The organism is Streptomyces sp. NBC_01788 (genome assembly GCF_035917575.1).
Lineage (GTDB): Bacteria > Actinomycetota > Actinomycetes > Streptomycetales > Streptomycetaceae > Streptomyces.
Map to the genome: position 1 here is coordinate 1,313,261 of NZ_CP109090.1, position 22,505 is coordinate 1,335,765.

Consider the following 22,505-nt stretch of genomic DNA (forward strand, 5'->3'; position numbering starts at 1 on the left):
CGGGGACCGTCGCGCGTGCCGTAACAGGCCCGCGGCGGCCCGCGGGGACGGCCCCGGCCGGAGCCCGTCTGACAGGGTGTCCGCACAGGTGAGCGGGCCCGTCCAGCAGGCGGACGCACGCTTCGGCCCCACCGCCCGGTGCCGCTAGGGTGGCGGGGACCGACCGGACAGAGTGGTCCGGTCCCCGCGCCCACGTTGAGAAGGTTATCCGGGCTATGCGCATTGGCGTCCTCACCTCCGGCGGCGACTGTCCCGGCCTGAACGCCGTCATCCGGTCCGTCGTGCACCGTGCCGTCGTCGATCACGGCGACGAGGTCATCGGCTTCCGCGACGGCTGGAAGGGTCTCCTGGAGTGCGACTACCTCAAGCTCGACCTCGACGCGGTGAGCGGCATCCTCGCCCGCGGCGGGACCATCCTCGGCTCCTCCCGGGTCCGTCCCGAGCACCTGCGGGACGGCGTGCAGCGGGCCAGGGGCCATGTCGAGGAGCTGGGGCTCGACGCGATCATCCCGATCGGCGGTGAGGGCACGCTCAAGGCGGCCCGGCTGCTGTCGGACAACGGCCTGCCGATCGTCGGCGTGCCCAAGACCATCGACAACGACATCGCGGTCACGGACCTCACCTTCGGCTTCGACACGGCCGTGACCGTCGCCACCGAGGCCCTGGACCGGCTGAAGACGACCGCCGAGTCCCACCAGCGGGTGCTGATCGTGGAGGTCATGGGCCGTCACACCGGCTGGATCGCTCTCCAGTCCGGCATGGCGGCCGGCGCCCACGCCATCGTCGTCCCCGAACGCCCCTTCGACATCGAGGAGTTGGCTGCGAAGGTCGGCGAGCGGTTCGCGGCGGGCAAGCGGTTCGCGATCGTCGTGGCCGCGGAGGGCGCCAAGCCCAGGGCGGGCTCCATGGACTTCGACGAGGGCGGCAAGGACGTCTACGGCCACGAGCGGTTCGCGGGCGTCGCCCGGCAGCTCGCCCTCGAACTCGAGGAGCGGCTCGGCAAGGAGGCCCGGGCGGTGATCCTCGGGCACGTCCAGCGCGGCGGCACGCCGACGGCGTACGACCGGGTGCTGGCGACCCGGTTCGGCTGGCACGCCGTGGAGGCGGTGCACCGCGGGGAGTTCGGCCGCATGACGGCGCTGCGCGGCACGGACATCGTGATGGTGTCCCTGGCCGAGGCGGTGGCGACCCTCAAGACGGTCCCCGCGGAGCGGTACGCCGAGGCGGAGTGCGTGCTGTAGAACACGCCGCACGTCCCCGCCGCCCCCGGTCGCAGTCGCGGCCGGGGGCGGCTCTAGTCTGGGTGCGGACAGACAGCTGTGGACAGACAGCGCACAATCCCCACGAATCAGGAGCCGGCGGATGGATCACAGCGGGCACGGCATGACGCACGATCTGCCGCCGTTCACGCTGGGACGCGGTCTGGAGTGGTCCCCGGACCCGTTCTTCCTGGTCGCCTGCCTGCTGGGGCTCGGCCTGTACGGCTGGGGTGTGGTGCGGCTGCGGCGACGCGGCGACGCCTGGCCGGTGGGCCGCACGGTGGCGTACGTCATCGGTGTGCTGACCGTGGGCCTGGTGATGTGCACCAAGCTGAACCACTACGGCATGGTCATGTTCAGCGTGCACATGGTCCAGCACATGATCATCAGCATGCTGTCGCCGATCCTGGTCCTGCTCGGCGGTCCGATCACGCTGGCACTGCGGGCGCTGCCGGTGGCCGGGCGGGGCCGCAAGGGGCCGCGGGAGCTGCTGCTCGTCCTGCTGCACAGCCGGTATCTGCGGGTCGTCACGCACCCCGCCTTCACCATCCCGATGTTCGTGGCGAGCCTGTACGCCCTGTACTTCACGTCGATCTTCGACTTCCTGATGGGCTCGCGGGCCGGGCACATCGCGATGATGGTGCACTTCCTCGCGGTGGGCCTGGTGTTCTTCTGGCCGATCATGGGCGTCGACCCGGGCCCGAACCGGCCCGGTCACCTCATGCGGATGCTGGAGCTGTTCGCGGGCATGCCGTTCCACGCGTTCTTCGGCATCGCGCTGATGATGGCGACCACGCCCATGGTCAGCACCTTCCAGAACCCGCCCGCCTCGCTCGGCGTCGACGCCCTGACCGACCAGTCCGCGGCCGGCGGCATCGCCTGGGCGTTCAGCGAGATCCCCTCGGTCCTGGTGCTGCTGGCCCTGCTCTTCCAGTGGTACGGCTCCGAACAGCGTCAGGCCCGCCGCAAGGACCGCGCCGCGGACCGCGACGGCGACAAGGAACTCGAGGCGTACAACGCGTACCTGGCGTCCTTGAACGCCCGGAGCAACTGAGCCGGACGGCGACCGGACGGGCAGGGGGCGTGGCAGCGATGCCGCGCCCCCTGCCCGTTCCTCCGAGGCGGCCCCGCGGTCGTGAGAGGCGAACAGGCCTGTTGTAGGGGATGCCAATGGGCCGAACCGGGGCACCATGGAGGTTACGGACCAGGAGGAGGGTGCCGCGATGCACGGTTCCACGGACGGTTCCACGAAGGCGATGGGGGCGCTCACCGTCGGCGCGCTCGTCGTGGTGACGGCCTACACGGTGGCGCTCGGCGGCAACGGCTGGCTGTGGTTCGGCTGGGTCGTGCTGGGCCTGGTGACGCTGGGCCTGGTGGTCACCCGCGGCACCTGAGGCGGCTCACTCCCCGGTGAGCCGCGTCGCCGAGTGGACGCCCGGCTGGTACTTCGGCAGCCGGGCGCTGATCTTCATGCCCGCACCCCGCGCGGTCTCGATGACCAGTCCGTGGTCGTCGCCGTAGACCTGGCGGAGCCGGTCGTCGACGTTGGACAGGCCGATGCCGCCGGACGGGCTGTCCTCACCCGCGAGGATGCGGCGCAGCAGGCCGGGGTCCATGCCGGCGCCGTCGTCCTCGATGACGACCACCGCCTCGGCGCCCGCGTCCCGCGCGGTGATCCTGATGTGGCAGGTGCCGGTCTTGCCCTCCAGGCCGTGCTTGACGGCGTTCTCCACCAGCGGTTGCAGGCACAGGAACGGCAGCGCGATGGGAAGCACCTCGGGCGCGATCTGGAGGGTGACCGAGAGGCGGTCGCCGAAGCGGGCCCGTACGAGCGCCAGATAGTGCTCGATGGCGTGGAGTTCGTCGGCGAGCGTGGTGAAGTCGCCGTGTCTGCGGAACGAGTAGCGGGTGAAGTCGGCGAACTCCAGCAGCAGGTCCCGCGCCCGCTCGGGGTCGGTGCGGACGAACGAGGCGATCACCGCGAGCGAGTTGAAGATGAAGTGCGGGGAGATCTGCGCGCGCAGGGCCTTGATCTCGGCCTCGATGAGCCGGGTGCGGGACCGGTCCAGGTCGGCGAGCTCGAGCTGTACGGAGACCCAGCGGGCGACCTCGGCCGCGGCGCGGGCCAGTACGGCCGACTCGCGGGGCGCGCAGGCGACGAGGGTGCCATGCACGCGGTCGTCGACGGTGAGCGGGGTGACGACGGCCCAGCGCACCGGGCAGTCCGGGGTCCGGCAGGTGAGCCGGAAGGCCTCGCCGCGGCCGGTCTCCAGGGGCCCGGCGAGGCGTTCCATGATCTCGGTGCGGTGATGGCCGCCCACACCGTCCCAGGCGAGGACCCGCTCGTCGTCGGTGAGGCAGAGCGCGTCGGTGCCGAGCAGGGAGCGCAGCCGGCGGGCCGACTTGCGGGCGGTCTCCTCGGTCAGCCCGGCCCGCAGTGGGGGCGCCGCGAGCGAGGCGGCGTGCAGGGTCTGGAAGGTGGCGTGCTCGACGGGGGTGCCGAGCCCGCCGAGGCTCTGCGGGCGGGCGGTGCGCCGGCCGAGCCAGTAGCCCGCGGCGAGCAGCGGCAGCGCGGCCACGCACAGCCCGGCGAGGAAGCCGCTCATCCCGTCACCTCCGCCCGCAGCTGCTCGGGCAGGTGGAACCGGGCCAGGACGGCCGCCGTCCCGGCCGGCACCCGGCCGGGCGTGGCAACGGACACCAGTGTCATCGTGAGGAAGCCGAGCGGCACCGACCACAGGGCGGGCCAGGCGAGCAGCGCGTGCAGCGGCCCGTTGCCGGGAAATCCGGCCATGGTCACGGCGACGGCGACGAGCGCGGCGCCACCGCCCGCCAGCATCCCGGCGGCCGCGCCGGGCGGGGTGAGCCGCCGCCACCAGATGCCGAGGACGAGCAGCGGGCAGAAGGAGGAGGCGGACACCGCGAAGGCGAGTCCGACGGCGTCGGCGACGGGCAGCCCGCCGACCAGGACGCTCGCGGCGAGCGGCACGGCCATGGCGAGCACCGTGCCGAGCCGGAAGTGGCGCACTCCGCGCGAGGGCAGCACGTCCTGGGTGAGCACTCCGGCCACCGCCATGGTCACGCCGGAGGCGGTCGACAGGAACGCCGCGAACGCGCCGCCCGCGACCAGGGCGCCCAGCAGGTCGCCGCCGAGGCCGCCGATCACCCGGTCGGGCAGCAGCAGCACGGCGGCGTCCGCGCTGCCGGTGAGCGTGAGTTCGGGGGCGTAGACGCGGCCGAGGGCACCGTACACGGGGGGCAGCAGGTAGAAGGCGCCGATCAGGCCGAGCACGGCCACCGTGGTGCGGCGGGCGGCCACGCCGTGCGGGCTGGTGTAGAAGCGGACGACGACGTGCGGCAGGCCCATGGTGCCGAGGAAGGTGGCGAGGATCAGTCCGTAGGTGGCGTACAGGGGGCGTTCCTCGCGGCCCGCTGCCAGGGAGGTGGACATGCCGCCGCTGCCGCCGCGGGCGGCGGCCACCGGGACTTCGGCTCCCCGGGCGAAGGTGAGCCGGGTGCCGCCGTCGACGCGGTGCGTCCCGGCCGGCAGGCTCACCCGTCGCTCGCGGTGGGCGCGGCCGTCGACGGTGCCGGTCACGGTGACGGTGAGCGGGCGCTCCAGCCTGAGGTCGAGGGTTTCCGCGACGCGCACGGTGCGCTGCTCGCGGAAGGCGGCCGGTTCGTCGTAGGCGCGTGGTGCCCCGTCGGCCTGCCAGGCGAGGACGAGGAAGAGGGCGGGGACGAGCAGCGCGGTCAGTTTCAGCCAGTACTGGAAGGCCTGGACGAAGGTGATGCTGCGCATTCCGCCCGCGGCGACGATGGCGACCACGACGACGGCGACGATCACCGCGCCGAGCGCGTCGGGCGCGCCGGTCAGGACCGCCAGGGTGAGTCCGGCTCCCTGGAGCTGCGGCAGCAGGTACAGCCAGCCGACGCCGACGACGAAGGCGCCCGCGAGCCGCCGCACGCCCTGGGAGGCGAGCCGGGCCTCGGCGAAGTCGGGCAGGGTGTAGGCCCCGGACCGGCGCAGCGGTGCGGCGACGAACAGCAGCAGGACCAGGTAGCCGGCGGTGTAGCCGACGGGGTACCACAGCATGTCGGCGCCCTGGACGAGGACCAGTCCGGCTATGCCGAGGAAGGAGGCCGCGGAGAGGTACTCCCCGCTGATGGCGGCCGCGTTCAGGCGCGGGCCCACGGTGCGGGAGGCGACGTAGAAGTCGGAGGTGGTGCGGGAGATGCGCAGGCCGAAGGCGCCGACGAGGATCGTGGCGACCACGACGAGGGCGACGGCGGGGACGGTGTAGGCGGAGTTCACGGTGCTCAGCGGTCTCCGACGAGCCGTACGAAGTCGCGTTCGTTGCGCTCGGCGCGGCGCACGTACCAGCGGGCGAGGAGCACCAGCGGGGCGTAGAGGCCGAAGCCGAGGACCGCCCACTTCAGCCTGCGGACGTCGGGGGCCGCGGCGAACACCAGCGGCAGCGGGCCCATGAGGAGCACGAGTACCGCGAACACCGTGAGGCCGGCCCGTAGTTGGCTGCGCATCAGGGAGCGGACGTAGGTGTGGCCGAGGGTGGTCTGCTCGTCGATCTCCGTGCGCGGGCGGTAGTGGACCGGGGCCCGGCGGGTGCGGCGGGGCGGGCCGGTGACGACGACTCGGCGTTCGGTCGGGTCCTGCGGCATGGCGTACGGCTCCCTAGCGCGCGGTGCGGCGGATCAGCAGCTCGCGCAGTTCCCGCGCGTGCCGCCGGCTGACCTGGAGTTCCTCGGCGCCGACCAGAACACTCACCGTGCCCGCGTCCAGGCGGAGTTCACCGATGTGGCGCAGGGCGACGAGGTGGCGGCGGTGGATGCGGACGAAGCCGCGGCCGCGCCAGCGCTCCTCCAGGGTGGACAGCGGGATGCGCACGAGGTGGCTGCCCCTGCCGGTGTGCAGCCGGGCGTAGTCGCCCTGCGCCTCGACGTGGGTGATGTCCTCGACGGCCACGAAGCGGGTCACTCCGCCGAGTTCGACGGGCAGATGGTCGGGGTCGGGCTCGCTGACCGGTATCCGCGGGGCGGCGCCGCGCAGTTGGGCGGCGCGGCGGACGGCCTCGGCGAGGCGTTCCTTGCGGACGGGCTTGAGGACGTAGTCGACGGCCTTGAGGTCGAAGGCCTGCACGGCGAAGTCCTCGTGGGCGGTGACGAACACGATCAGCGGCGGCTGGGCGAACCCGTTGAGCAGCCGGGCCAGGTCGAGGCCGTCGAGGCCCGGCATGTGGATGTCGAGGAAGACGACGTCGATCGCGTCGGGTCCGTCCGGGCCGGACTCCAGCGCCCGGTTGATACGGCGCAGCGCCTCGGTCGCGTCGCCGGCGCCCTCCACGCCGGCGATCCGGGGATCGGCGTTCAGGAGGTACAGCAGCTCCTCGAGCGAGGGGCGTTCGTCGTCGACGGCGAGGGCGCGCAGCATGAACGTGGAGTGTAGGGGCGAACAGCACGGTGTGACATGTGCCGGGCGCAGGCGTCCGCGCTGGATACAGTGCGGCCATGAACAGCAGGCCGGCACCGTTCGACGAACTCGACCGGAAGATCCTCACCGCTCTGATGGCGAACGCCCGCAGCAGTTTCGCCGAGATCGGCGCCGCCGTCGGCCTGTCCGCGACGGCCGTCAAGCGGCGCGTGGACCGGCTGCGCGAGAGCGGCGTGATCACCGGGTTCACGGCCACGGTGAAGCCGGCGGCGCTGGGCTGGCGCACGGAGGCGTACGTCGAGGTGTACTGCGAGGGCGCGGCCCCGCCGAGGCGGCTGGCGGAGGTGGTGCGCCACCATCCGGAGATCACGGCGGCGATGACGGTGACCGGCGGCGCGGACGCGCTGCTGCATGTGCGGGCGCGGGACGTGGAGCACTTCGAGGAGGTGCTGGAACGCATCCGTACGGAGCCGTTCATCCGCAAGACGATCAGCGTGATGGTGCTGTCCCACCTGCTGCCGGACAGTCCTGAGGCGGGCGCCAGCCAGCCGGCCCCGCCGGACGCATCAGACGTGCGCTGAGCGCCGGAAAGACGCAGCATCGCTGCTTCAACGCGCAGCTTTTGTTTCTTGTCGTTCGTCTTGGCCACTTCCTACCTTTGTTGCAACCCTGCAGCCACCCAGGAAGCGGAGGAACCCCTCTGTGCCCGAATCCCGTGTGCCGCGCCGGCGGCGCTTCCTCGTCTGCGAACCCAGACACTTCGCCGTGCAGTACGCGATCAACCCCTGGATGCATCCCGACGTCCCCGTGGACGTGCCCCTGGCCCAGGAGCAGTGGCACGAGCTGACGCGCGTCTACCGCGCCCACGGCCACACCGTCGACACCGTGGAGCCCGTGCCCGGACTGCCCGACATGGTCTTCGCCGCCAACGCGGCGGTGGTCGTGGACGGCCGCGTCTTCGGCTCCCTGTTCCGCGCGCCCGAGCGCCGTCCGGAGTCCCTTCCCTACGACACGTGGTTCAAGTCGGCCGGCTTCGACGTCTACCGCCCCGAGTCGGTCTGCGAGGGCGAGGGCGACTTCGTGCCGGCCGGCCGCTGGATCCTGGCGGGCACCGGCTTCCGCACCACCCGTGAGGCCCATCGCGAGGCGCAGGAGTTCCTCGGCGCCCCGGTGATCGGCCTGACCCTGGTGGACCCGTACTTCTACCACCTGGACACGGCGCTGTTCGTGCTCGACGACGAGGGCGAGGGGAACATCGCGTACTACCCGGACGCGTTCTCGCCGGGCAGCCGCGAGGTGCTCGCCAGGCTGTACCCGGACGCGCTGATCGCCACCCGGGAGGACGCCATGTCCTTCGGCCTGAACTCCGTCTCGGACGGCCACCACGTCTTCATCTCGCCCGGGGCCACCGCCCTGGCCGATCAGCTCGCCGACCGCGGCTACGTCCCCGTCCCCGTCGACCTGTCCGAGTTCCACAAGGCCGGCGGCGGAATCAAGTGCTGCACCCAGGAGATCCGCTGATGACCGCACCCGCCCGTACCCGTACCTCCGCGGAGCTGATCGAGGCCGAGGAGCCGGTCCTCGCGCACAACTACCATCCGCTCCCCGTGGTCGTGGCCCGCGCCGAGGGCAGCTGGGTGGAGGACGTCGAGGGGCGCCGCTACCTCGACATGCTGGCCGGCTACTCGGCGCTGAACTTCGGTCACCGCCACCCCGTGCTGACGGAGGCGGCCCACCGTCAGCTCGACCTGCTCACCCTCACCTCGCGGGCGTTCCACAACGACCGTCTCGCCGGGTTCGCCGAGCGGCTCGCGGCGCTGACGGGGCAGGACATGGTGCTGCCGATGAACACCGGCGCCGAGGCGGTGGAGAGCGGCATCAAGGTCGCCCGCAAGTGGGCGTACGAGGTCAAGGGCGTCCCGGCCGACCGGGCGACGATCGTGGTCGCGGCGGACAACTTCCACGGCCGTACGACGACGATCGTCAGCTTCTCCACGGACGAGACGGCACGGTCGGGCTTCGGGCCGTTCACGCCGGGCTTCAAGATCGTCCCGTACAACGATCCGGCGGCCCTCGAGGCGGCGGTCGACGAGACGACGGCGGCGGTGCTGATCGAGCCGATCCAGGGCGAGGCCGGCGTACTCATCCCCGACGACGGCTACCTCGCGGGCGTGCGGGAGCTGACCCGCCGCAAGGGCTGCCTGTTCATCGCGGACGAGATCCAGTCCGGCCTCGGCCGCACCGGGCGCACGCTCGCCGTCGACCACGAGGACGTCGTCCCGGACGTCCTGCTGCTGGGCAAGGCGCTCGGCGGCGGCATCGTGCCGGTGTCCGCGGTCGTCGGGTCCCGGGAGGTGCTCGGGGTGCTGCGGCCGGGTGAGCACGGGTCGACGTTCGGCGGCAACCCGCTGGCCGCGGCGGTCGGCACGGCGGTGGTCGGGCTCCTGGAGACGGGCGAGTTCCAGCTCCGGGCGGCCGAGCTGGGCAAGGTGCTGCACGAGGGGCTCGTCGAGCTGGTCGGCCGGGGTGTCGTCGGCTTCCGCTCGCGGGGCCTGTGGGCGGGCGTGGACGTGGATCCGGCGATCGGCACCGGGCGGGAGATCGGCGAACGCCTGATGCGGGAGGGTGTCCTGGCCAAGGACACCCACGGCTCCACGATCCGGCTGGCGCCGCCGCTGACCATCACCGAGGAGGAACTGCGCTCGGCGCTCGCCTCCCTGGAGAAGGTGCTGGCCGCCTGACGGACACCGTCGCCGGACGCACACCGCCGGGGCTCCCCGGCGGTGTGTGCTCCCGTCCGGCTCCTCGGCACGCGAAGGGGCCGGACGGGTCGCCTGGCCGGTGGCGGGCTGGGTACCCGCCTCGATGAGTGACTCTCCGAGGACTCTTTGAGGGGATGACTCCCATGCTGCTCATCGGCCTGCTCCTCCTCGCGGCGACGGCCGCCTTCACCGGCCTGGCCATCGCCGGCAACCTCGCCGGCGGCCCGCACTACCCGGTGTCGGTGCTCGGCAACCACATCGCCACCATGAACACGCTCGAGATCTTCAGCGCCGGTCTCGCCCTCGCCCTGCTCTTCTGCCTGGGCGCGAGCCTCATGGCCGGCGCGGCGACGCACCACCGGCACGCGCACCGGTCCACGCACCGCTTCGGCGGCCGCCATGACACCGGCACGCTGAACGAGCCCACGGGCCGGGACGGCCGCTGACACCACCCACGGCTGGTGCGGTTGCCGGCCGCCGGTGCGGGCGCCGGCCGTGCGTGCCCGCGGGGATCACGTACGCCCGCGGAGCAGCTGGTGCCGCGGCTGGCAACGTTCGCGACGGGGCAAACGTCGCCTGCCGGGGCACCAGCGCCGCGTGGGCAGCACGCGTCCGCTGTCAGTCCTGGCGGCGCCTGCGCCGCAGCAGGTGCCGCGCGATCAGCGCGACGACGAGAACCGCGAGCGCCACGAGCACGTACACCTGGTAGCGGCTGATCTCGGCGTAGACCGTGTCGATGTGCGTGCCCGCCACGTAGGCGAGGCTCACCCACAGGCCGACCCACAGCGCCGCGCCGAGCGCGTTGAAGGCGAGGAAGCGGAGCCAGTGCATGCCCGTGGTCCCGGCGATGATGCCGTTGGCCTGGCGCAGGCCCTCGATGAACCGGGCCACCACGACGATCTTGCCGCCGTGCCGGCCGAAGAACCGCTCGGCCGCCGCGAACCGCTCCGGCGTCAGGAAGATGTACCGGCCCCAGCGGTGCACGAAGGGACGTCCGCCGAGATGGCCGACGAGGTAGCCGATGTTGTCGCCGACGACGGCCGCGGCGAACGCGATCAGGGCCACGGCCACGACGTCGAGCTGCCCGGCCCCGGCATACACCCCGGCCGCGATCAGGATCGTCTCGCCCGGCGCGGGGACGCCGAAGTCCTCCACGAGGACCACGCCGCCCACGGCCCAGTACCCGTAGTGGCTGAGCAGCGGTGCCAGGTGCTCCAGCGGACCCGGAAGCGGAGGGGCCATGCCCACACCGTACGACGCCGGGCGAACGGTCACCGGCAGGCACGGCGACGCGCGACCGCTGACGTGTCGGACGGCGCCCCGCGGCCCTGCCGTGCTGGTGCCCGGTCAGAAAGGCAGCACGGAGGAGAACATGAGCTCGTCCGGCCCCGGGCCGACCGCCTGCTCGGCCCAGATGGTCTTCCCGCGCCGGCTGTAACGGCTGCCCCAGCGGGTGCTGAGCTGGGCCACGAGAAACAGGCCCCGCCCCCCTTCGTCGGTGGTGCGGGCCCGGCGCAGGCGGGGCTGGGTGTTGCTCGGGTCGCTGACCTCGCAGACCAGGACGTCCTCGTGGATCAGCCGCAGCCCGATGGGGCCGCCGGCGTAGCGGATGGCGTTCGTGACCAGTTCGCTGACCACGAGCTCGGTGCTGAAGGCGATGTCGTCGAGCCCCCACTCGGCGAGCTGGCGGGTGGCGGCCTCCCGGGCGTCGGCCACGCTGGCGGGGTGCGCGGGGAACTCCCAGTCGGCGACGGACTCCGCGGGGACCGCGCGGGTGCGGACGAGTAGCAGCGCGATGTCGTCCCTGGGCGGATGGTCGTCGAGGTCGGCGAGGAGCGCCCGGCCGATCTCCTCCAGCGGCCGGCCGGGACGGCAGCAGGCGGCGAGGCGGTCGGTCAGCCGGCGCAGTCCGGCATCGGTGTCGCCGTCGTCGCCCTTGATCAGTCCGTCGGTGTACAGGGCGAGGACGCTGCCGGGTGCGAGATCGACCGTGACGGTCTCGAAGGGCATGCCACCGACGCCCAGGGGCGGGCCGGGAGAGAGGTCCACGGGCCGGGCCCTGCCGTCGCAGGGGACGAGGACGGGTACCGGATGCCCGGCGCTGGCGAGGGCGCAGCGGCGGGCGACCGGGTCGTAGAGGGCGTACAGGCAGGTGGCCCCGACGGTGTCCCGGTTCTCGGGGGCGGCCTCCCCCGCGAGCCGCTGCACCAGGTCGTCGAGGTGGGTGAGCAGGTCGTCGCAGTCGAGTTCCAGGTCGGCCAGGGTCTGCACGGCGGTGCGCAGCCGGCCCATGGTGGCGGAGGCGTGCAGACCGTGCCCGAAGACGTCGCCGACGACGAACGCGGCCCGCAGCGAGGGCAGTGAGAGGACGTCGAACCAGTCGCCGCTGATCTCCGCCCCGCCGCCCGCGGGCCGGTAGACGCCGATGGTCTCGGCGGCCGGGGTCTCGGTGGTCGCGCGCGGCAGAAGGCGCCTTTGGAGCGCGACGGCCGCACGGCGCTCGCGCGTGTAGCGGCGGGCGTTGTCGACGCTGAGCGCGGCCCTGGAGGCGATCTTCTTCAGCAGGTCGCCCTCGTCCTCGTCGAAGGGCTCTCCCTGCCCGGTGCGGCAGACCCCGACGACTCCGAGCACCGAGCCGCGTGCGACCAGTGGCGCCACGGCGATCCAGCGCGCGTCGTCGGGCACCAGCAACTCGATCAGGTGCGGCTCGCCGAACATGGCCCTGATGGTCTCACTGTCGGCGACGACGACGTCGCCGCGCTGGACCGCGAGCAGGGTGGGCATGTCCGGCTGCGGGGGCGCCACCGCGCCCTTCTGGAGCAGACGGGAGGGCCACGGCCCGGTGGCCGAGGCGACCGCGACCCGGCGCCAGCTCAGCCTGGCGCCGCCCAGCACGTTGGCCGGTTCGTCGCCCTCGATGACGGGCTCCGCCAGCTCCACCCAGGCGAGGTCCCCGAGAGCGGGGACAAGGACGTCGACGAGGTCCTGCGCGGTGCGCGTGACGTCCAGTGAGCCGCCGATCCGGGTGGAGGCGTCGCGCAGCAGGTCCAGGTGCCGACGGGTCCGCTGCTGCTCGGAGATGTCGGTGACCAGCGTGACGACGCCCACGGGCTCCCCCCGCGCGTCCTCCAGCCGGAAGGCGGACAGGGAGAGTGTCCGGTGCCGCCCGGGCAGGTGCGGCGAGTGCACCTCCTGTGCCTCCCCGATCAGCGGTACGCCCGTCTCCAGCACCCGGCGCAGGGCCGCCTCCGCGGCTTCGGCGCTCGCGGCGTCGGCCACCTCCCGCATGTGCACGCCGTCGGCGCCGGGAGATCCGCCGAGCGTCTCGAGGGTGATGTTGGTCCGTACGAGGGCCAGGTCCGTGTCGCGGAGGGTGACCCCCATCCGGGTCTGGGAGAAGAGCGCGTGCAGCAGGGACAGGCCCTGTTCCCGCTCGGTCGCCCCGGCCACGGGGGCGGCCAGGGCGAGTAGTTCGGCGGAACCCTCCAGGGGCTCGATCCGGAAGGCGACCTCCACCGCACGCCCTGAGCGGTGCCGCAACCGGGTCCGGCCGACGGCCGGAGACCCGTCGGCCGCGAAGGCGCAGGGGTGCGTCCGACCGGGCGTGTCGGCGAGCAGGTCCCCGACGGGGCGGCCGCAGACGTGTGCGGCCGGGTGTCCCAACAGGTCGGCCGCCGCGCGGGACCAGCGCACGACGGTCCCGGCTTCGTCGAGCACGGCGGCTGCCACGGCGCCTGAGGCAAGGGCGCCGGCGGGGTCGAACCCGTTCATCTCGCTCCTCGCTGGCGGCCGAGCCGCCCGACAGGCTCGTCCCATTATCGGCGATTTGGGACAGCCTGCGCCTCCGCTCCCCCGCCGGGCCCACCCGACGACGCCGGTCCGGCACGCGGTCGGCGGCCCCGGAGCGGCCTGCGCGCGGCGCGGTCCGGGTCGAGGGGGCGCACGTCTGGTCACGCAGGTGCCGGGGCCCTGGCGGGTGGTCAGCAGTCATCGACGGCCGACACGCGCCGCACCGCCTGCATCCGGGCTGTTCTCGGCCGTCCGGCGACCTCGGAACTGCAGGAAGCCTCAGCCCCCCGGTCCGGCCCCCGTCGCGCGCGTACTTCGGACCGCTACCGCGTCGGCTGCCGGCGGTGGGGCGCGGCCACGTCCCGGCTGGTGGCCAGGTGCTTCATGACCAGTTCCTCGACCCTCGGCACATCCCGGTCCGCGATCGCCTCGTAGAGCGCCTCGTGCTCCTTCGCGACGGTCACGAGGTCGTCGTGCTGGGCCAGCAGCCAGCGCATACGGCTTCGGAGCGTGGTGCCCAGCTCGTTCAGCAGCTCGTTGGCGGCCATCACCGTCACGGTCTCGTGGAAGTCGGCCGCGGCACGCCGGGCCTTGACGGCGTCGCCCCGGCGCGCCGCTTCGAGCTCGGCGTCCAGATCCGCGCGCAGCTTCTCCAGGCCGGCGCGGTTGCGTCGCTGGGCCGCGAGCCGGAACGTCAGCGTCTCCAGGGCGGTGCGGACCTCGTCGAGGTCGGAGATGTCGGTGGAGGTGAACTCGCGCACGACGGCCCAGGTCCGCGGGCGCGGCGTGACCAGTCCCTCCGCCACCAGCGCCTTCAGCGCCTCCCGGATCGGGAGCCTGCTCACGCCGAGTTCCGCGGCGAGCTCCCGTTCGACGAGCTTGCTGCCGGGCCGACGGTCGCCGTCCAGAATCTGGTCGCGCAACTGCCGTGTGACGCGTTCGGACTCGGACTCAAAACCCTCGGACCCTGCCATGGGCCTCATTCTCGCAGGTACGCGCCACCCGTCCGCCCCGTACCGGCACGTCCGCCCGGCGCCGGGTTCGTTCACGCTCCCTGGCGGTCCACCGAGCCCAGCCACTGCGTCAGGGCCTGGCACACCTCATCCGGGCCGGAGTCCTCGGCCGCCCACGCGGCATAACCGTCGGGCCGGTCCAGGAGGGTCGGGCGCAGGCTGGTCGCCGGGGAGACTGTCGCCACTCGCCCCGCCCACGGCGTCGCAGCCGCAGCGACATCGCGGTCCACCAGCACGAACTTGCCCTCCCGCAGTGCCTCATAGTGCCGGGCCGGCGTGTCTGCCAGACGGAGATCCGATACCCGGCGTCCGACGAGCGGATGAGAGCCACGGGGCGCCCGGTAGGTGATCCTGATGCCGGAAATGCCGTGAGGCGTAGGCGTACGTGCGGGCAGAGCCGGGCCTGATCGCGGAGGTCCTGGCGGACACGACTCGGCATCCCGTGGCGGCGGTGACAAGGCTGCGCTGATCGGCGGGAGCTTCAGCCGGGCTGATTCCGATCAACTGTCGGTCAGGCTGTCGACGGCTGCCTCGTTGGGGTACTTACCACCGGGTTCGGGGTTTACCGACCGGATTCGGGCCGCTACGTTCTGCGGTCCGACGGTTCATCAGGGAGGCACGTCGCAACGTGCGTACGCGTATCCGGCTGGCGGCGGTGGCCGCTGCTGCGGCTGTAGCGGCGATGCAGAGGTGGAGTCGAAGCCGGGCGGGGTGCACAGGCCCGAGGACGACGTCAAGATCACGAAGTGTTCGTCGGCGGCTCCGGCACGCGATCCAGCGAGGGCGTGGCGATGGTGAACAACCTGGCGGCGGGCCGGAAGGCCAACGAGAAGGCCGGGGGTCTCACCAAGGCACCCGATGGATTGAAGTGCCGTATCACCAAGGTCAGTCGGCACTGACCTGACATGGGACTGTGCGGCGCGAGGCCACCGCCGAGGAGTTCGGCGAGGGCCTCGTCGTGTGTCTGCGTTGCCGTCGCTGCCGCCGCGGCGCCTCGACCAGTGCATGACCGACATTCAGGCGCCGTGATGCCCGCTCTCAGGGCTGGAGCGGGCAATACCCGCGGCGCACGGCATGGCGGCTGAAGCGAGGGCATACGGCAACCGTCGCCCACAAGCGACCTCTTGGGCGACGGTTCCAGTCTCCATGGGGAGGCCGGCACCTATGGCTTCACAGGATCACCATTCCCCAGCTCCAGCCACCACACATCGTTGCCCCGGACAAGGTCCACCACCTGTCTCTGTCCGTCGAAAAGCGAAGTTCGACGGCGGCCAGACCCGGTACGACGGGGTCCGATACGACTGCTTCGACCGGCTCGCCGGCGTGTGCGCCATACCTGGAGATCAGGCCTTGCGCGGCCCGCTCTCTGGCGGTGTACCAGGGTGCGCCGATATGCGCCAGGTCCGCGGGCTCACCGGCCTGAAGGCGTTGGACGTACACCTTGACGAGCAGCTCGACCTCGTCGGCGACTTCCTTCGCCTCAGGGTAGGTGGACTCTTCGGGGCGGAGCGTTACGTTCACCTCGGGCGTAGCCCGCAGTGCGTAGGGGGCGGAGGGCTCCCGGAGCAGCCACCATGCGGCGGCAGCCGTCACCAGAAGGGCCAGAGCCGTCACCGCCGAAGGCGCGGCTCTCCCATGGCTCGGTCCGCATGCGCCTGCTCGAATACCGGCCTAGGTTGGCAATGGATACAAGTAACCCCCAGTCGCGTCGGGCGAAAATGGAAAGGTGCTCCCTGATGGCGAAGCTGCTGTTCGTGATGACCGGAGCCACGTACTGGACGCTCAAGGACGGCACCCGACATGCAACCGGTTACTGGGCCGAGGAGTTCGCGGCCCCGTACAAGGCGCTCACGGAAGCCGGCCACGAGATCGTGGTGGCCACCCCCAATGGCGTGGTCCCGAACGTGGACATGATGAGCCTCCGCCCCGAGATGGCAGGCAGTGCCGAGATCGCCCTCGACCTCGAGCGCATCATCCGCTCCGCGGAGGAGATGCGGCGGCCGATCCGGCTGTCGGACGCCCGCTTGGAAGATTACGACGCCGTCTACTTCCCGGGCGGCCACGGTCCGATGGAGGACCTGTGCGTCGACGCCGACGCGGGCCGGCTGCTGACCGCAGCGCTCGCCTCGGGCAAACCACTCGCCGTCGTGTGCCACGCCCCTGCCGCGATGCTGGCCACCAGGATGCACGGTGTCTCGCCCTTCGCCGGCTACCGGGTCACGGCCTTCACCAACGACGAGGAAGAGGCCGTCGGACTGGCCGCCCGGGCTCGGTGGCTCCTGGAGGACGAACTGAAGGACCTGGGCGTCGACTTCACTCGCGGCGAGATCTGGAAACCGTACACGGTGGTGGACCGCAACCTGTACACGGGACAAAACCCCGCTTCGGCAGGGGCCCTTGCAGAGCGCCTGCTGAAGGAGGCGTTGACGTAGACGAACCTCCCCCATTTCCCCTATCCATGGACGAGTGCCCATTATGTATGGGATGTATGGGTAGCGCGGCTTTCGGTGGACGGAGTCAGGCTCGATGGACGCGAATCTGGCTGCCCTGGTTGCCGTGGTGGTCATCGCCTTGGCGTTCGACTTCACCAACGGCTTCCACGATGCCGCGAACGCGATCGCGACGTCGATCTCCACCCGTGCGCTGACCCCGAGTGCCGCGCTGGCGCTCGCGGCGTGCATGAACTTCGCCGGTGCGGCGCTGGGCACGGGGGTGGCGAAGACGGTCGGCTCGGGCATTATCGCCACACCGACCGGCTCCCACGGTCTGAGCGTGGTGTTCGCCGCCCTGATCGGCGCCATCGGCTGGAACCTGATCACCTGGTGGCTGGGACTGCCCACCTCCTCCACCCACGCCCTGATCGGCGGGCTGGTCGGCGCCGCGCTCGCCGCGGCCAGCGGCGTCCACTGGAGCGGGGTGGTGGACAAGGTCGTCCTGCCGATGGTCTTCTCGCCCCTGCTCGGGGTCGTGCTCGGCTACCTGGTGCACACGTTGATCCTGTGGATCTTCCGGCGCGCCCGGCCGGCGAAGGCCATGCACGGATTCCGTGTCGCGCAGTCCGTCTCGGCGGCCGGGATGGGCCTGGGGCACGGCCTGCAGGACGCGCAGAAGACGATGGGCGTGATCGTTCTCGCGCTGGTCACCGCCGGGCAGCAGACCACGTTCGACGTGCCGTGGTGGGTCATCGGGGCGGTCGCCGCCTCCATGGCAGCGGGAACGTACACGGGCGGCTGGCGCATCATCCGCACGCTGGGACGGCGGATCGTGCACCTTGACCCGCCGCGAGGTTTCGCCGCCGAGTCGGCCGCCGCGAGCGTGCTGTACGCGACGGCGTTCATCTGGCAGGCGCCGGTCTCGACCACGCACACCATCACCTCCGCGATCCTCGGCGCCGGCGCGACCCGGCGGCTGTCCGCGGTGCGCTGGGCCATGGCCCGCAACATCGCCACCGCCTGGCTGCTGACCATGCCCGGCGCCGGACTGACCGCGGCCGCCACCTACGCACTCATTCACCTGGCCCTGGGAACCTGACCGTAAAGAGGTACGTGCGATGAACGACTTCGGCGCACACCCCCTCGCACTCCAGCGGTACACGCACCTGAACCCGGCGGACGGGATGTGCCTCATGGAGTACGTCTCCCTTCTGGCCGGTGCCGGCTTCACCGACCGACCGGCCTGCACCGATGCCCTCCTGGCGGCCCTTGCCCGGATGGTCGACGATGCCGTGAGCGATGCCGGCCGCAGTCGGCTGATTCACCTCGCACCCCTGCTGGTACGCGGTGCGCCGGGTGCGGGGGTGCGCGACCGGGTCGTCTTCCACTGCTGGGACGCGGTCGGTGCCGCCGCGGCGCCCGGCAGCCGGGCCGAACGGCGCGCGTGCCATCGGCGCGACATGGCCCGCGCACGGCTTCAGGCGTGCCGGTGGGAGGGGAGGGTGGCGGCGGGGCTGCGCCTGCACGGCCCGGCACGTCGTGCCGTAGAAACCGCGGTGCGGGTGTTGTCAGCCCTGCCTCCCGTCGAAACCGACCGAGCACTGCTACGGCTGCTGACCCTGTGCGCCACGCAGACGGCACCGGACGACAGGCAGGAGCCAGGACGCCGCCCGGCAGCACAGGAGCGGGACGTCTGCGCACCTCGGCGCCGACTCGTCGTGTCGGATCACGCAAGGCGTTGACCTGCATGATCACGATTCGCCCACTTCGACCACGCGGGCGGCTTCGACGGGCTGGTCCGGCTGCGCGGGCGCTCCGGCCTGCCGCTGACCGTCCACCCCGCGGTCTGGACCCGCCGCCGCCTGGAACTACCCGCCGGCCAGGGTCTGGAGATGCCCACGCTGTCACGGGGTGCGCTGGAACGCGAAGGGTTCGAGGTGATCGAGCGGCGGCAGCCGTCGCTGCTGGCCGGCGGCATCCTGATCACCGGCGAGGTGGACCGCGTCACCGAGTTCGAGCACGGCATGCCGCCGGCACACCAAGCCTGGGACGGGAACGGCCGGCGGCGCGACCCCGCCGTCATCGACGACCAGGCACTCGTCATCAACGTGCGCGGCCGGGGACTTGTCATCATCACCGGGTGCGGCCACGCCGGAGTGGTCAACATCATCCGGCACGCCATGGAAGCTGACCGGCGTCAGCGAAGGGGGCCGGCCCTCATAGCCTCAGGTCACAGCGCAGGTGTTGAGGCGTCGCGGCGCCGACGGCTCGTCGGGCTCCGGTTGCGCCCTGGCGGTGCGCGCCGCAGGCTGCCCCTATGGACCGCACCGCGGCAGCCAGTGTGCTGCCCATTCTGGTGACGGGCGCGGCGGGCAGCGTAGGCGCGGTCGGACGATCCGTGGTCGAAGGCCTCAGACGACGGGGCCTGCCCGTCCGGGCCATGGTGCGTCGCGATGACGAGCGGGCGGAGGCGCTGCGCGCGACGGGCGCCGAGGTCGTCGTCGGAGACCTGACGCGCGCGGGCGACATCGCCGACGCGCTGGCCGGCTGCGGACGTATGTACTTCGGCATGGGCGTGTCGGCGCAGTACCTGGAGGCTGCCGTTACGGCGGCGGCCGTCGCGCGCGCGTACGGACGCCTGGAAGCGTTTGTGAACATGTCGCAGCTGACGGTCTCCGAGATGGACCTCACCAGCACCTCCGAGTCGGTTCAGCACCGCCAGCAGTGGCTGGTCGAGCAGGTCCTCGACTGGTCGGGCCTGCCCGTTGTCCAGATCAGGCCCACCGTGTTCCTGGAGAACCCGCTGTTCCGTGTCGGCTTCTCCTCGATCGCGAGGAACGGAAGCATCAGGCTGCCCTTCGGCCGAGCGAGAACCTCCCCTGTGGCGGCGGGCGACGTCGCCGCGGTCGTGGAGGAGATCCTGGCCGACCCGGCCCCGCACATCGGCCGCATCCATGAGCTGACCGGCCCGCGCTCGGAGGACATCGCCGCCATGGCGGCGGAGGTCTCCGCAGCTCTGGGCCGACCGGTCGGTTACACCGACGTCCCACTGCGGGAATGGATCGACGACGAACTCAGGCCGCTGGGCCTGCCCGACCACGTCTTCCAGCACACCGCCACCATGGCTCGCCTTCATGCGGAGAATCGCTACGACCGCAAGGCGGAAGGGGTCGAGCAGGTCACCGGGCGGCCTCCATCGGGGGTGGCCGATTACGTCCGGAAGAACCCCAGCCTCTTCACCCGCTGAAGCCGCGTCCTCGGCGTGCGTTGTCCAGCAGACGGCCGCCACCGCACCGAGGCGGATTGCGATGATTCAGATGCGTCAGTTCACCGCGTGGTTGCGCCGCCGGGATCCGGGCCTCGCCGCCATGCGGCGGGCGGCCAGGACCGCGGTGGTGATGCCGTCCCTCTTCGCGCTGTGCACCCAGGTCTTCCACGCGCCGGTCACGGGCACCTTCGCCGCGTTCGGCGCGTTCGCGATGCTCTTGCTGGTCGAATACACCGGCCCCGTGGTGCAGCGGCTGCGCGCGCATGCGGCGCTCGGGGCGGCCTGGCTGGTGCTGGTCTCACTGGGCACCCTCGCGTCGCGGTCGGTCTGGAGCGCGACTGCCGCGACGCTGGTGGTGGGCTTCGTCGTGCTCTTCTCGGGCGTGGTCAGCTCGGTCCTGGCCGGCGCCACGACGTCGCTGCTGCTGGCGTTCATCCTGCCGGTGTCTGCGCCCGCTCCCCTGACCCAGCTGCCCGACCGGCTGATCGGCGTGGGGCTGGCGGCCGGTACGTCCCTGATCGCGGTCTGGCTGTTGTGGGCGAGGACGCAGGCCGATCCGCTCAGTGCGCCGGCGGCTCGGGTCTTCCGAGCTGCGGCAGTGCAGTTGCGCGCCGACGCCGACTACATCACGGGCCGCGCCGCCGGCCCCTCCTTCGGGGAGTGCCGTGCCTGCGCCCAGGAGACCAGGTCGAGCACACAGAAGCTGCAGCAGGCGTTCACCGCCACCCCCTACCGGCCCACCAGTCTCTCCACCGGGTCCCGAGCACTGGTCCGCCTGGTCGACGAGCTGACCTGGCTGAGCGCAATCCTCGCGGAGGCCGCCCCCGCCGTCGAGGACGGTTCGACGGGCACCCGGCAGTCCTCGGTGGTGCGCAGGGCCGCTGCCGCCGTACTGGAACTGGCGGCGGAGATGCTCGATGATCCGCGCGTCACGCCGGACCGCCTGCGCGCCGGCGTGGAGGAGCTCCGTCATGCATCGACCGCGCTGGAGGACGGGGCAGTCGACCGGCTGCCGATGCCGGACGGCGGCTCCGGTGGCAGGCGTGGCCTCGACACCTTGGTCGACAGCCTAGACGTCACCTTCCGGGCTCAGGAGGTGGCCTTCGTCGTCCTGCAGATCGCCCGGAACGTCGACATCGCCCGGACCGCCGATCACCGCAGCTGGCCGGACCGCCTGTTCGGCCGCGAGCCCGAATCCCCGACCGGTCGCCTGACCAGCGCCACGGAACGCGCCGCCGCACATGTCGAGCCGCACTCCATATGGCTGCACAACAGCATCCGCGGCGCCATCGGCCTGGGCATCGGTATCTCGCTGGCCGATGTGACCGGCGTCCAGCACGGCTTCTGGATCACGCTGGGCACCCTGTCGGTGCTGCGTTCCAACGCCCTCAGCACCGGGCAGAACGTCTTCCGCGCCCTCGGCGGCACCCTGGTCGGCTCGATCCTGGGCGCCGGTCTGCTCCAGCTCATCGGACACAACACGAGCGTGCTGTGGATCCTGCTGCCCGTCGCGGTGATGGCCGCGGGCGTCGTCCCGGCCGCGATCTCGTTCGCCGCCGGGCAGGCGGCCTTCACGCTCACCCTGGTCATCCTGTTCGACATCGCCCGGCCGGCGGACCTGTCGGTCATCCTGTTCCGTGTCGAGGACATCGCGCTCGGCTGTGCGGTGAGCCTGGTCGTCGGCCTGCTCTTCTGGCCGCGCGGCGCGTCCGCCGCCCTCGCCAGGGCGTTGGCGGAGGCGTATGTCGACAGCGCGCGCTATGTACTCGGAGCAGTGGGCTATGCGGTGTCCTGCTGTACTTTCAGGCCCGAGGCCATCGAGCGCCCGCAGGAGGGCCGCCGGGCGGCGGCCGCGGCGCGCCGACTGGACGACGCCTTCAGGACCTACCTGTCCGAGCGCGGAGCGAAGGACGTCGCGTTGTGCGAGGCGACGACTCTTGTCAACGGTGTCGTGGGGCTTCGTCTGGCAGCCGACGCGGTCCTGGAGCTGTGGCGGCGGGCCCCGGGCGGCCGGCCGCTCGGGGACCGCGCCGCCGCGCAGAGGGAACTGCTGGTCATGGCGGAACGGGTCTTCCGGTGGTACGAGAGTCTGGCCGAGGGGCTGGAGAGCGAAGGGCCGGCGCCGGAGCCGCTGGAGTCCGACCGGGAGCACAACGCCCGGCTGGTCGAGGCGGTCCGCCGGGACCTGCGTGGTGCGGACGGGCGGGCGACGGGGACCGGCATCCGCATCATCTGGACCGGCGACCATCTGGAAGCAGTGCGGCGGCTCCAGTCGCCCATCGCGGCGGCAGCCGGTCACGCCGACGCGCGCGTTGCCGTGATGGGATCAGTTTGACTCCAGTCAGCAAAGCGTCGGCATGAGCTCGGTCGAGCGCGGTTAGAGATGACTACTGACGCACATGGGCAACATCCGGGATCCTGCCCTTTACCTGGCACAACACCGGTCCGAAGCCGAGCTGGTCGGAGTGAGGGGCAAGCCGTGTTCTACTACCTGCTCAAGTAGTGGCGCAGATCTCTTTGCGCAGGTCAGGTG

Annotated in this window: 23 protein-coding genes; 13 read left to right on the top strand and 10 right to left on the bottom strand. The window is 72.0% G+C overall.

From position 1 onward, the window contains the following. Positions 1 to 215 precede the first annotated feature (215 nt). The 3 genes from OIE49_RS06170 to OIE49_RS06180 all read left to right on the top strand — a co-directional run bounded on the left by OIE49_RS06170 (position 216) and on the right by OIE49_RS06180 (position 2,653). On the top strand, positions 216 to 1,241 hold the full coding sequence (locus tag OIE49_RS06170; RefSeq protein WP_326801432.1) for a 6-phosphofructokinase: 1,026 nt from the start codon (positions 216 to 218) through the stop codon (positions 1,239 to 1,241). A gap of 121 nt (positions 1,242 to 1,362) precedes the next feature. Beyond that, entirely contained in the window at positions 1,363 to 2,313 is a 951-nt protein-coding gene (locus tag OIE49_RS06175; RefSeq protein WP_326801433.1) for a cytochrome c oxidase assembly protein, read from the top strand. A gap of 169 nt (positions 2,314 to 2,482) precedes the next feature. After that, positions 2,483 to 2,653: a hypothetical protein gene (locus OIE49_RS06180; RefSeq protein WP_100567333.1), complete on the top strand. Its 171-nt coding sequence runs from the start codon at positions 2,483 to 2,485 to the stop codon at positions 2,651 to 2,653. A gap of 6 nt (positions 2,654 to 2,659) precedes the next feature. Here OIE49_RS06180 and OIE49_RS06185 read toward each other — a convergent pair whose 3' ends face one another. Genes OIE49_RS06185 through OIE49_RS06200 form a run of 4 tightly spaced genes read right to left on the bottom strand, consistent with a single transcriptional unit; the run spans position 2,660 to position 6,708 of the window. Further along, positions 2,660 to 3,865 (bottom strand): sensor histidine kinase, encoded by a 1,206-nt coding sequence (locus tag OIE49_RS06185; RefSeq protein WP_326801434.1) that lies wholly within the window; start codon positions 3,863 to 3,865, stop codon positions 2,660 to 2,662. Then, a complete protein-coding gene (locus tag OIE49_RS06190) occupies positions 3,862 to 5,574 on the bottom strand; it encodes a sodium/solute symporter (RefSeq protein WP_326801435.1) in 1,713 nt (570 codons plus the stop codon). The genes OIE49_RS06185 and OIE49_RS06190 overlap by 4 nt, the downstream gene beginning before the upstream one ends. A gap of 5 nt (positions 5,575 to 5,579) precedes the next feature. Next, the gene (locus OIE49_RS06195; RefSeq protein ID WP_326801436.1) at positions 5,580 to 5,939 is read right to left on the bottom strand and encodes a hypothetical protein; all 360 of its coding nucleotides are present in this window, start codon (positions 5,937 to 5,939) and stop codon (positions 5,580 to 5,582) included. 13 nt (positions 5,940 to 5,952) lie between these two features. Further along, positions 5,953 to 6,708: a LytR/AlgR family response regulator transcription factor gene (locus OIE49_RS06200; protein WP_326801437.1), complete on the bottom strand. Its 756-nt coding sequence runs from the start codon at positions 6,706 to 6,708 to the stop codon at positions 5,953 to 5,955. A gap of 77 nt (positions 6,709 to 6,785) precedes the next feature. Here OIE49_RS06200 and OIE49_RS06205 point away from each other — a divergent pair, with 77 nt between their 5' ends. The 4 genes from OIE49_RS06205 to OIE49_RS06220 all read left to right on the top strand — a co-directional run bounded on the left by OIE49_RS06205 (position 6,786) and on the right by OIE49_RS06220 (position 9,916). Further along, complete coding sequence (locus tag OIE49_RS06205; RefSeq protein ID WP_100567328.1) at positions 6,786 to 7,289, top strand: Lrp/AsnC family transcriptional regulator; 504 nt, start codon at positions 6,786 to 6,788, stop codon at positions 7,287 to 7,289. A 121-nt stretch (positions 7,290 to 7,410) separates the two neighbouring features. Beyond that, positions 7,411 to 8,229 (top strand): dimethylargininase, encoded by an 819-nt coding sequence (gene ddaH, locus OIE49_RS06210; RefSeq protein WP_326801438.1) that lies wholly within the window; start codon positions 7,411 to 7,413, stop codon positions 8,227 to 8,229. After that, positions 8,229 to 9,449 carry an ornithine--oxo-acid transaminase gene (gene rocD / locus OIE49_RS06215; protein ID WP_326801439.1) on the top strand — a complete coding sequence of 407 codons (1,221 nt, stop codon included), beginning with the start codon at positions 8,229 to 8,231 and terminating at the stop codon, positions 9,447 to 9,449. Before ddaH ends, rocD begins: the two co-directional genes overlap by 1 nt. A 155-nt stretch (positions 9,450 to 9,604) precedes the next feature. Further along, positions 9,605 to 9,916, top strand: coding sequence for a hypothetical protein (locus OIE49_RS06220; RefSeq protein ID WP_376496051.1), 312 nt, complete (start codon positions 9,605 to 9,607; stop codon positions 9,914 to 9,916). 172 nt (positions 9,917 to 10,088) lie between these two features. Here OIE49_RS06220 and OIE49_RS06225 read toward each other — a convergent pair whose 3' ends face one another. The 4 genes from OIE49_RS06225 to OIE49_RS06240 form a co-directional block, all read right to left on the bottom strand. After that, complete coding sequence (locus tag OIE49_RS06225) at positions 10,089 to 10,712, bottom strand: DedA family protein (RefSeq protein WP_326801440.1); 624 nt, start codon at positions 10,710 to 10,712, stop codon at positions 10,089 to 10,091. Positions 10,713 to 10,817: 105 nt separating this feature from the next. Beyond that, positions 10,818 to 13,241: an ATP-binding SpoIIE family protein phosphatase gene (locus OIE49_RS06230; protein ID WP_326801441.1), complete on the bottom strand. Its 2,424-nt coding sequence runs from the start codon at positions 13,239 to 13,241 to the stop codon at positions 10,818 to 10,820. 341 nt (positions 13,242 to 13,582) lie between these two features. After that, the gene (locus OIE49_RS06235) at positions 13,583 to 14,233 is read right to left on the bottom strand and encodes a GntR family transcriptional regulator (RefSeq protein WP_326801442.1); all 651 of its coding nucleotides are present in this window, start codon (positions 14,231 to 14,233) and stop codon (positions 13,583 to 13,585) included. 71 nt (positions 14,234 to 14,304) lie between these two features. Further along, positions 14,305 to 14,730, bottom strand: coding sequence for an aromatic-ring hydroxylase C-terminal domain-containing protein (locus OIE49_RS06240; protein ID WP_326801443.1), 426 nt, complete (start codon positions 14,728 to 14,730; stop codon positions 14,305 to 14,307). A 288-nt stretch (positions 14,731 to 15,018) separates the two neighbouring features. On the opposite strand from OIE49_RS06240, the gene OIE49_RS06245 reads away from it, so the two are divergent. Continuing rightward, positions 15,019 to 15,171 carry a hypothetical protein gene (locus OIE49_RS06245; protein ID WP_326801444.1) on the top strand — a complete coding sequence of 51 codons (153 nt, stop codon included), beginning with the start codon at positions 15,019 to 15,021 and terminating at the stop codon, positions 15,169 to 15,171. Positions 15,172 to 15,442: 271 nt separating this feature from the next. Here OIE49_RS06245 and OIE49_RS06250 read toward each other — a convergent pair whose 3' ends face one another. Next, positions 15,443 to 15,886: a hypothetical protein gene (locus OIE49_RS06250; RefSeq protein WP_326801445.1), complete on the bottom strand. Its 444-nt coding sequence runs from the start codon at positions 15,884 to 15,886 to the stop codon at positions 15,443 to 15,445. A gap of 122 nt (positions 15,887 to 16,008) precedes the next feature. Between OIE49_RS06250 and OIE49_RS06255 the strand changes: the two genes are divergently transcribed. The 3 genes from OIE49_RS06255 (at position 16,009) to OIE49_RS06265 (ending at position 18,446) form a co-directional block, all read left to right on the top strand. Beyond that, a complete protein-coding gene (locus OIE49_RS06255; protein ID WP_326801446.1) occupies positions 16,009 to 16,704 on the top strand; it encodes a type 1 glutamine amidotransferase domain-containing protein in 696 nt (231 codons plus the stop codon). A 94-nt stretch (positions 16,705 to 16,798) separates the two neighbouring features. After that, positions 16,799 to 17,803, top strand: a complete 1,005-nt coding sequence (locus tag OIE49_RS06260) for an inorganic phosphate transporter (RefSeq protein WP_326801447.1) — start codon at positions 16,799 to 16,801, stop codon at positions 17,801 to 17,803. Between the two features lie 19 nt (positions 17,804 to 17,822). After that, positions 17,823 to 18,446: a hypothetical protein gene (locus OIE49_RS06265; protein ID WP_326801448.1), complete on the top strand. Its 624-nt coding sequence runs from the start codon at positions 17,823 to 17,825 to the stop codon at positions 18,444 to 18,446. A 162-nt stretch (positions 18,447 to 18,608) separates the two neighbouring features. Here OIE49_RS06265 and OIE49_RS06270 read toward each other — a convergent pair whose 3' ends face one another. After that, positions 18,609 to 18,854: a hypothetical protein gene (locus OIE49_RS06270; protein WP_326801449.1), complete on the bottom strand. Its 246-nt coding sequence runs from the start codon at positions 18,852 to 18,854 to the stop codon at positions 18,609 to 18,611. Positions 18,855 to 19,021: 167 nt separating this feature from the next. Here OIE49_RS06270 and OIE49_RS06275 point away from each other — a divergent pair, with 167 nt between their 5' ends. Together OIE49_RS06275 and OIE49_RS06280 are read left to right on the top strand one after the other, a co-directional pair. Beyond that, complete coding sequence (locus OIE49_RS06275) at positions 19,022 to 19,951, top strand: NmrA family NAD(P)-binding protein (RefSeq protein WP_326801450.1); 930 nt, start codon at positions 19,022 to 19,024, stop codon at positions 19,949 to 19,951. A gap of 70 nt (positions 19,952 to 20,021) precedes the next feature. Beyond that, complete coding sequence (locus OIE49_RS06280) at positions 20,022 to 22,307, top strand: FUSC family protein (RefSeq protein WP_326801451.1); 2,286 nt, start codon at positions 20,022 to 20,024, stop codon at positions 22,305 to 22,307. Positions 22,308 to 22,505: the final 198 nt, after the last annotated feature.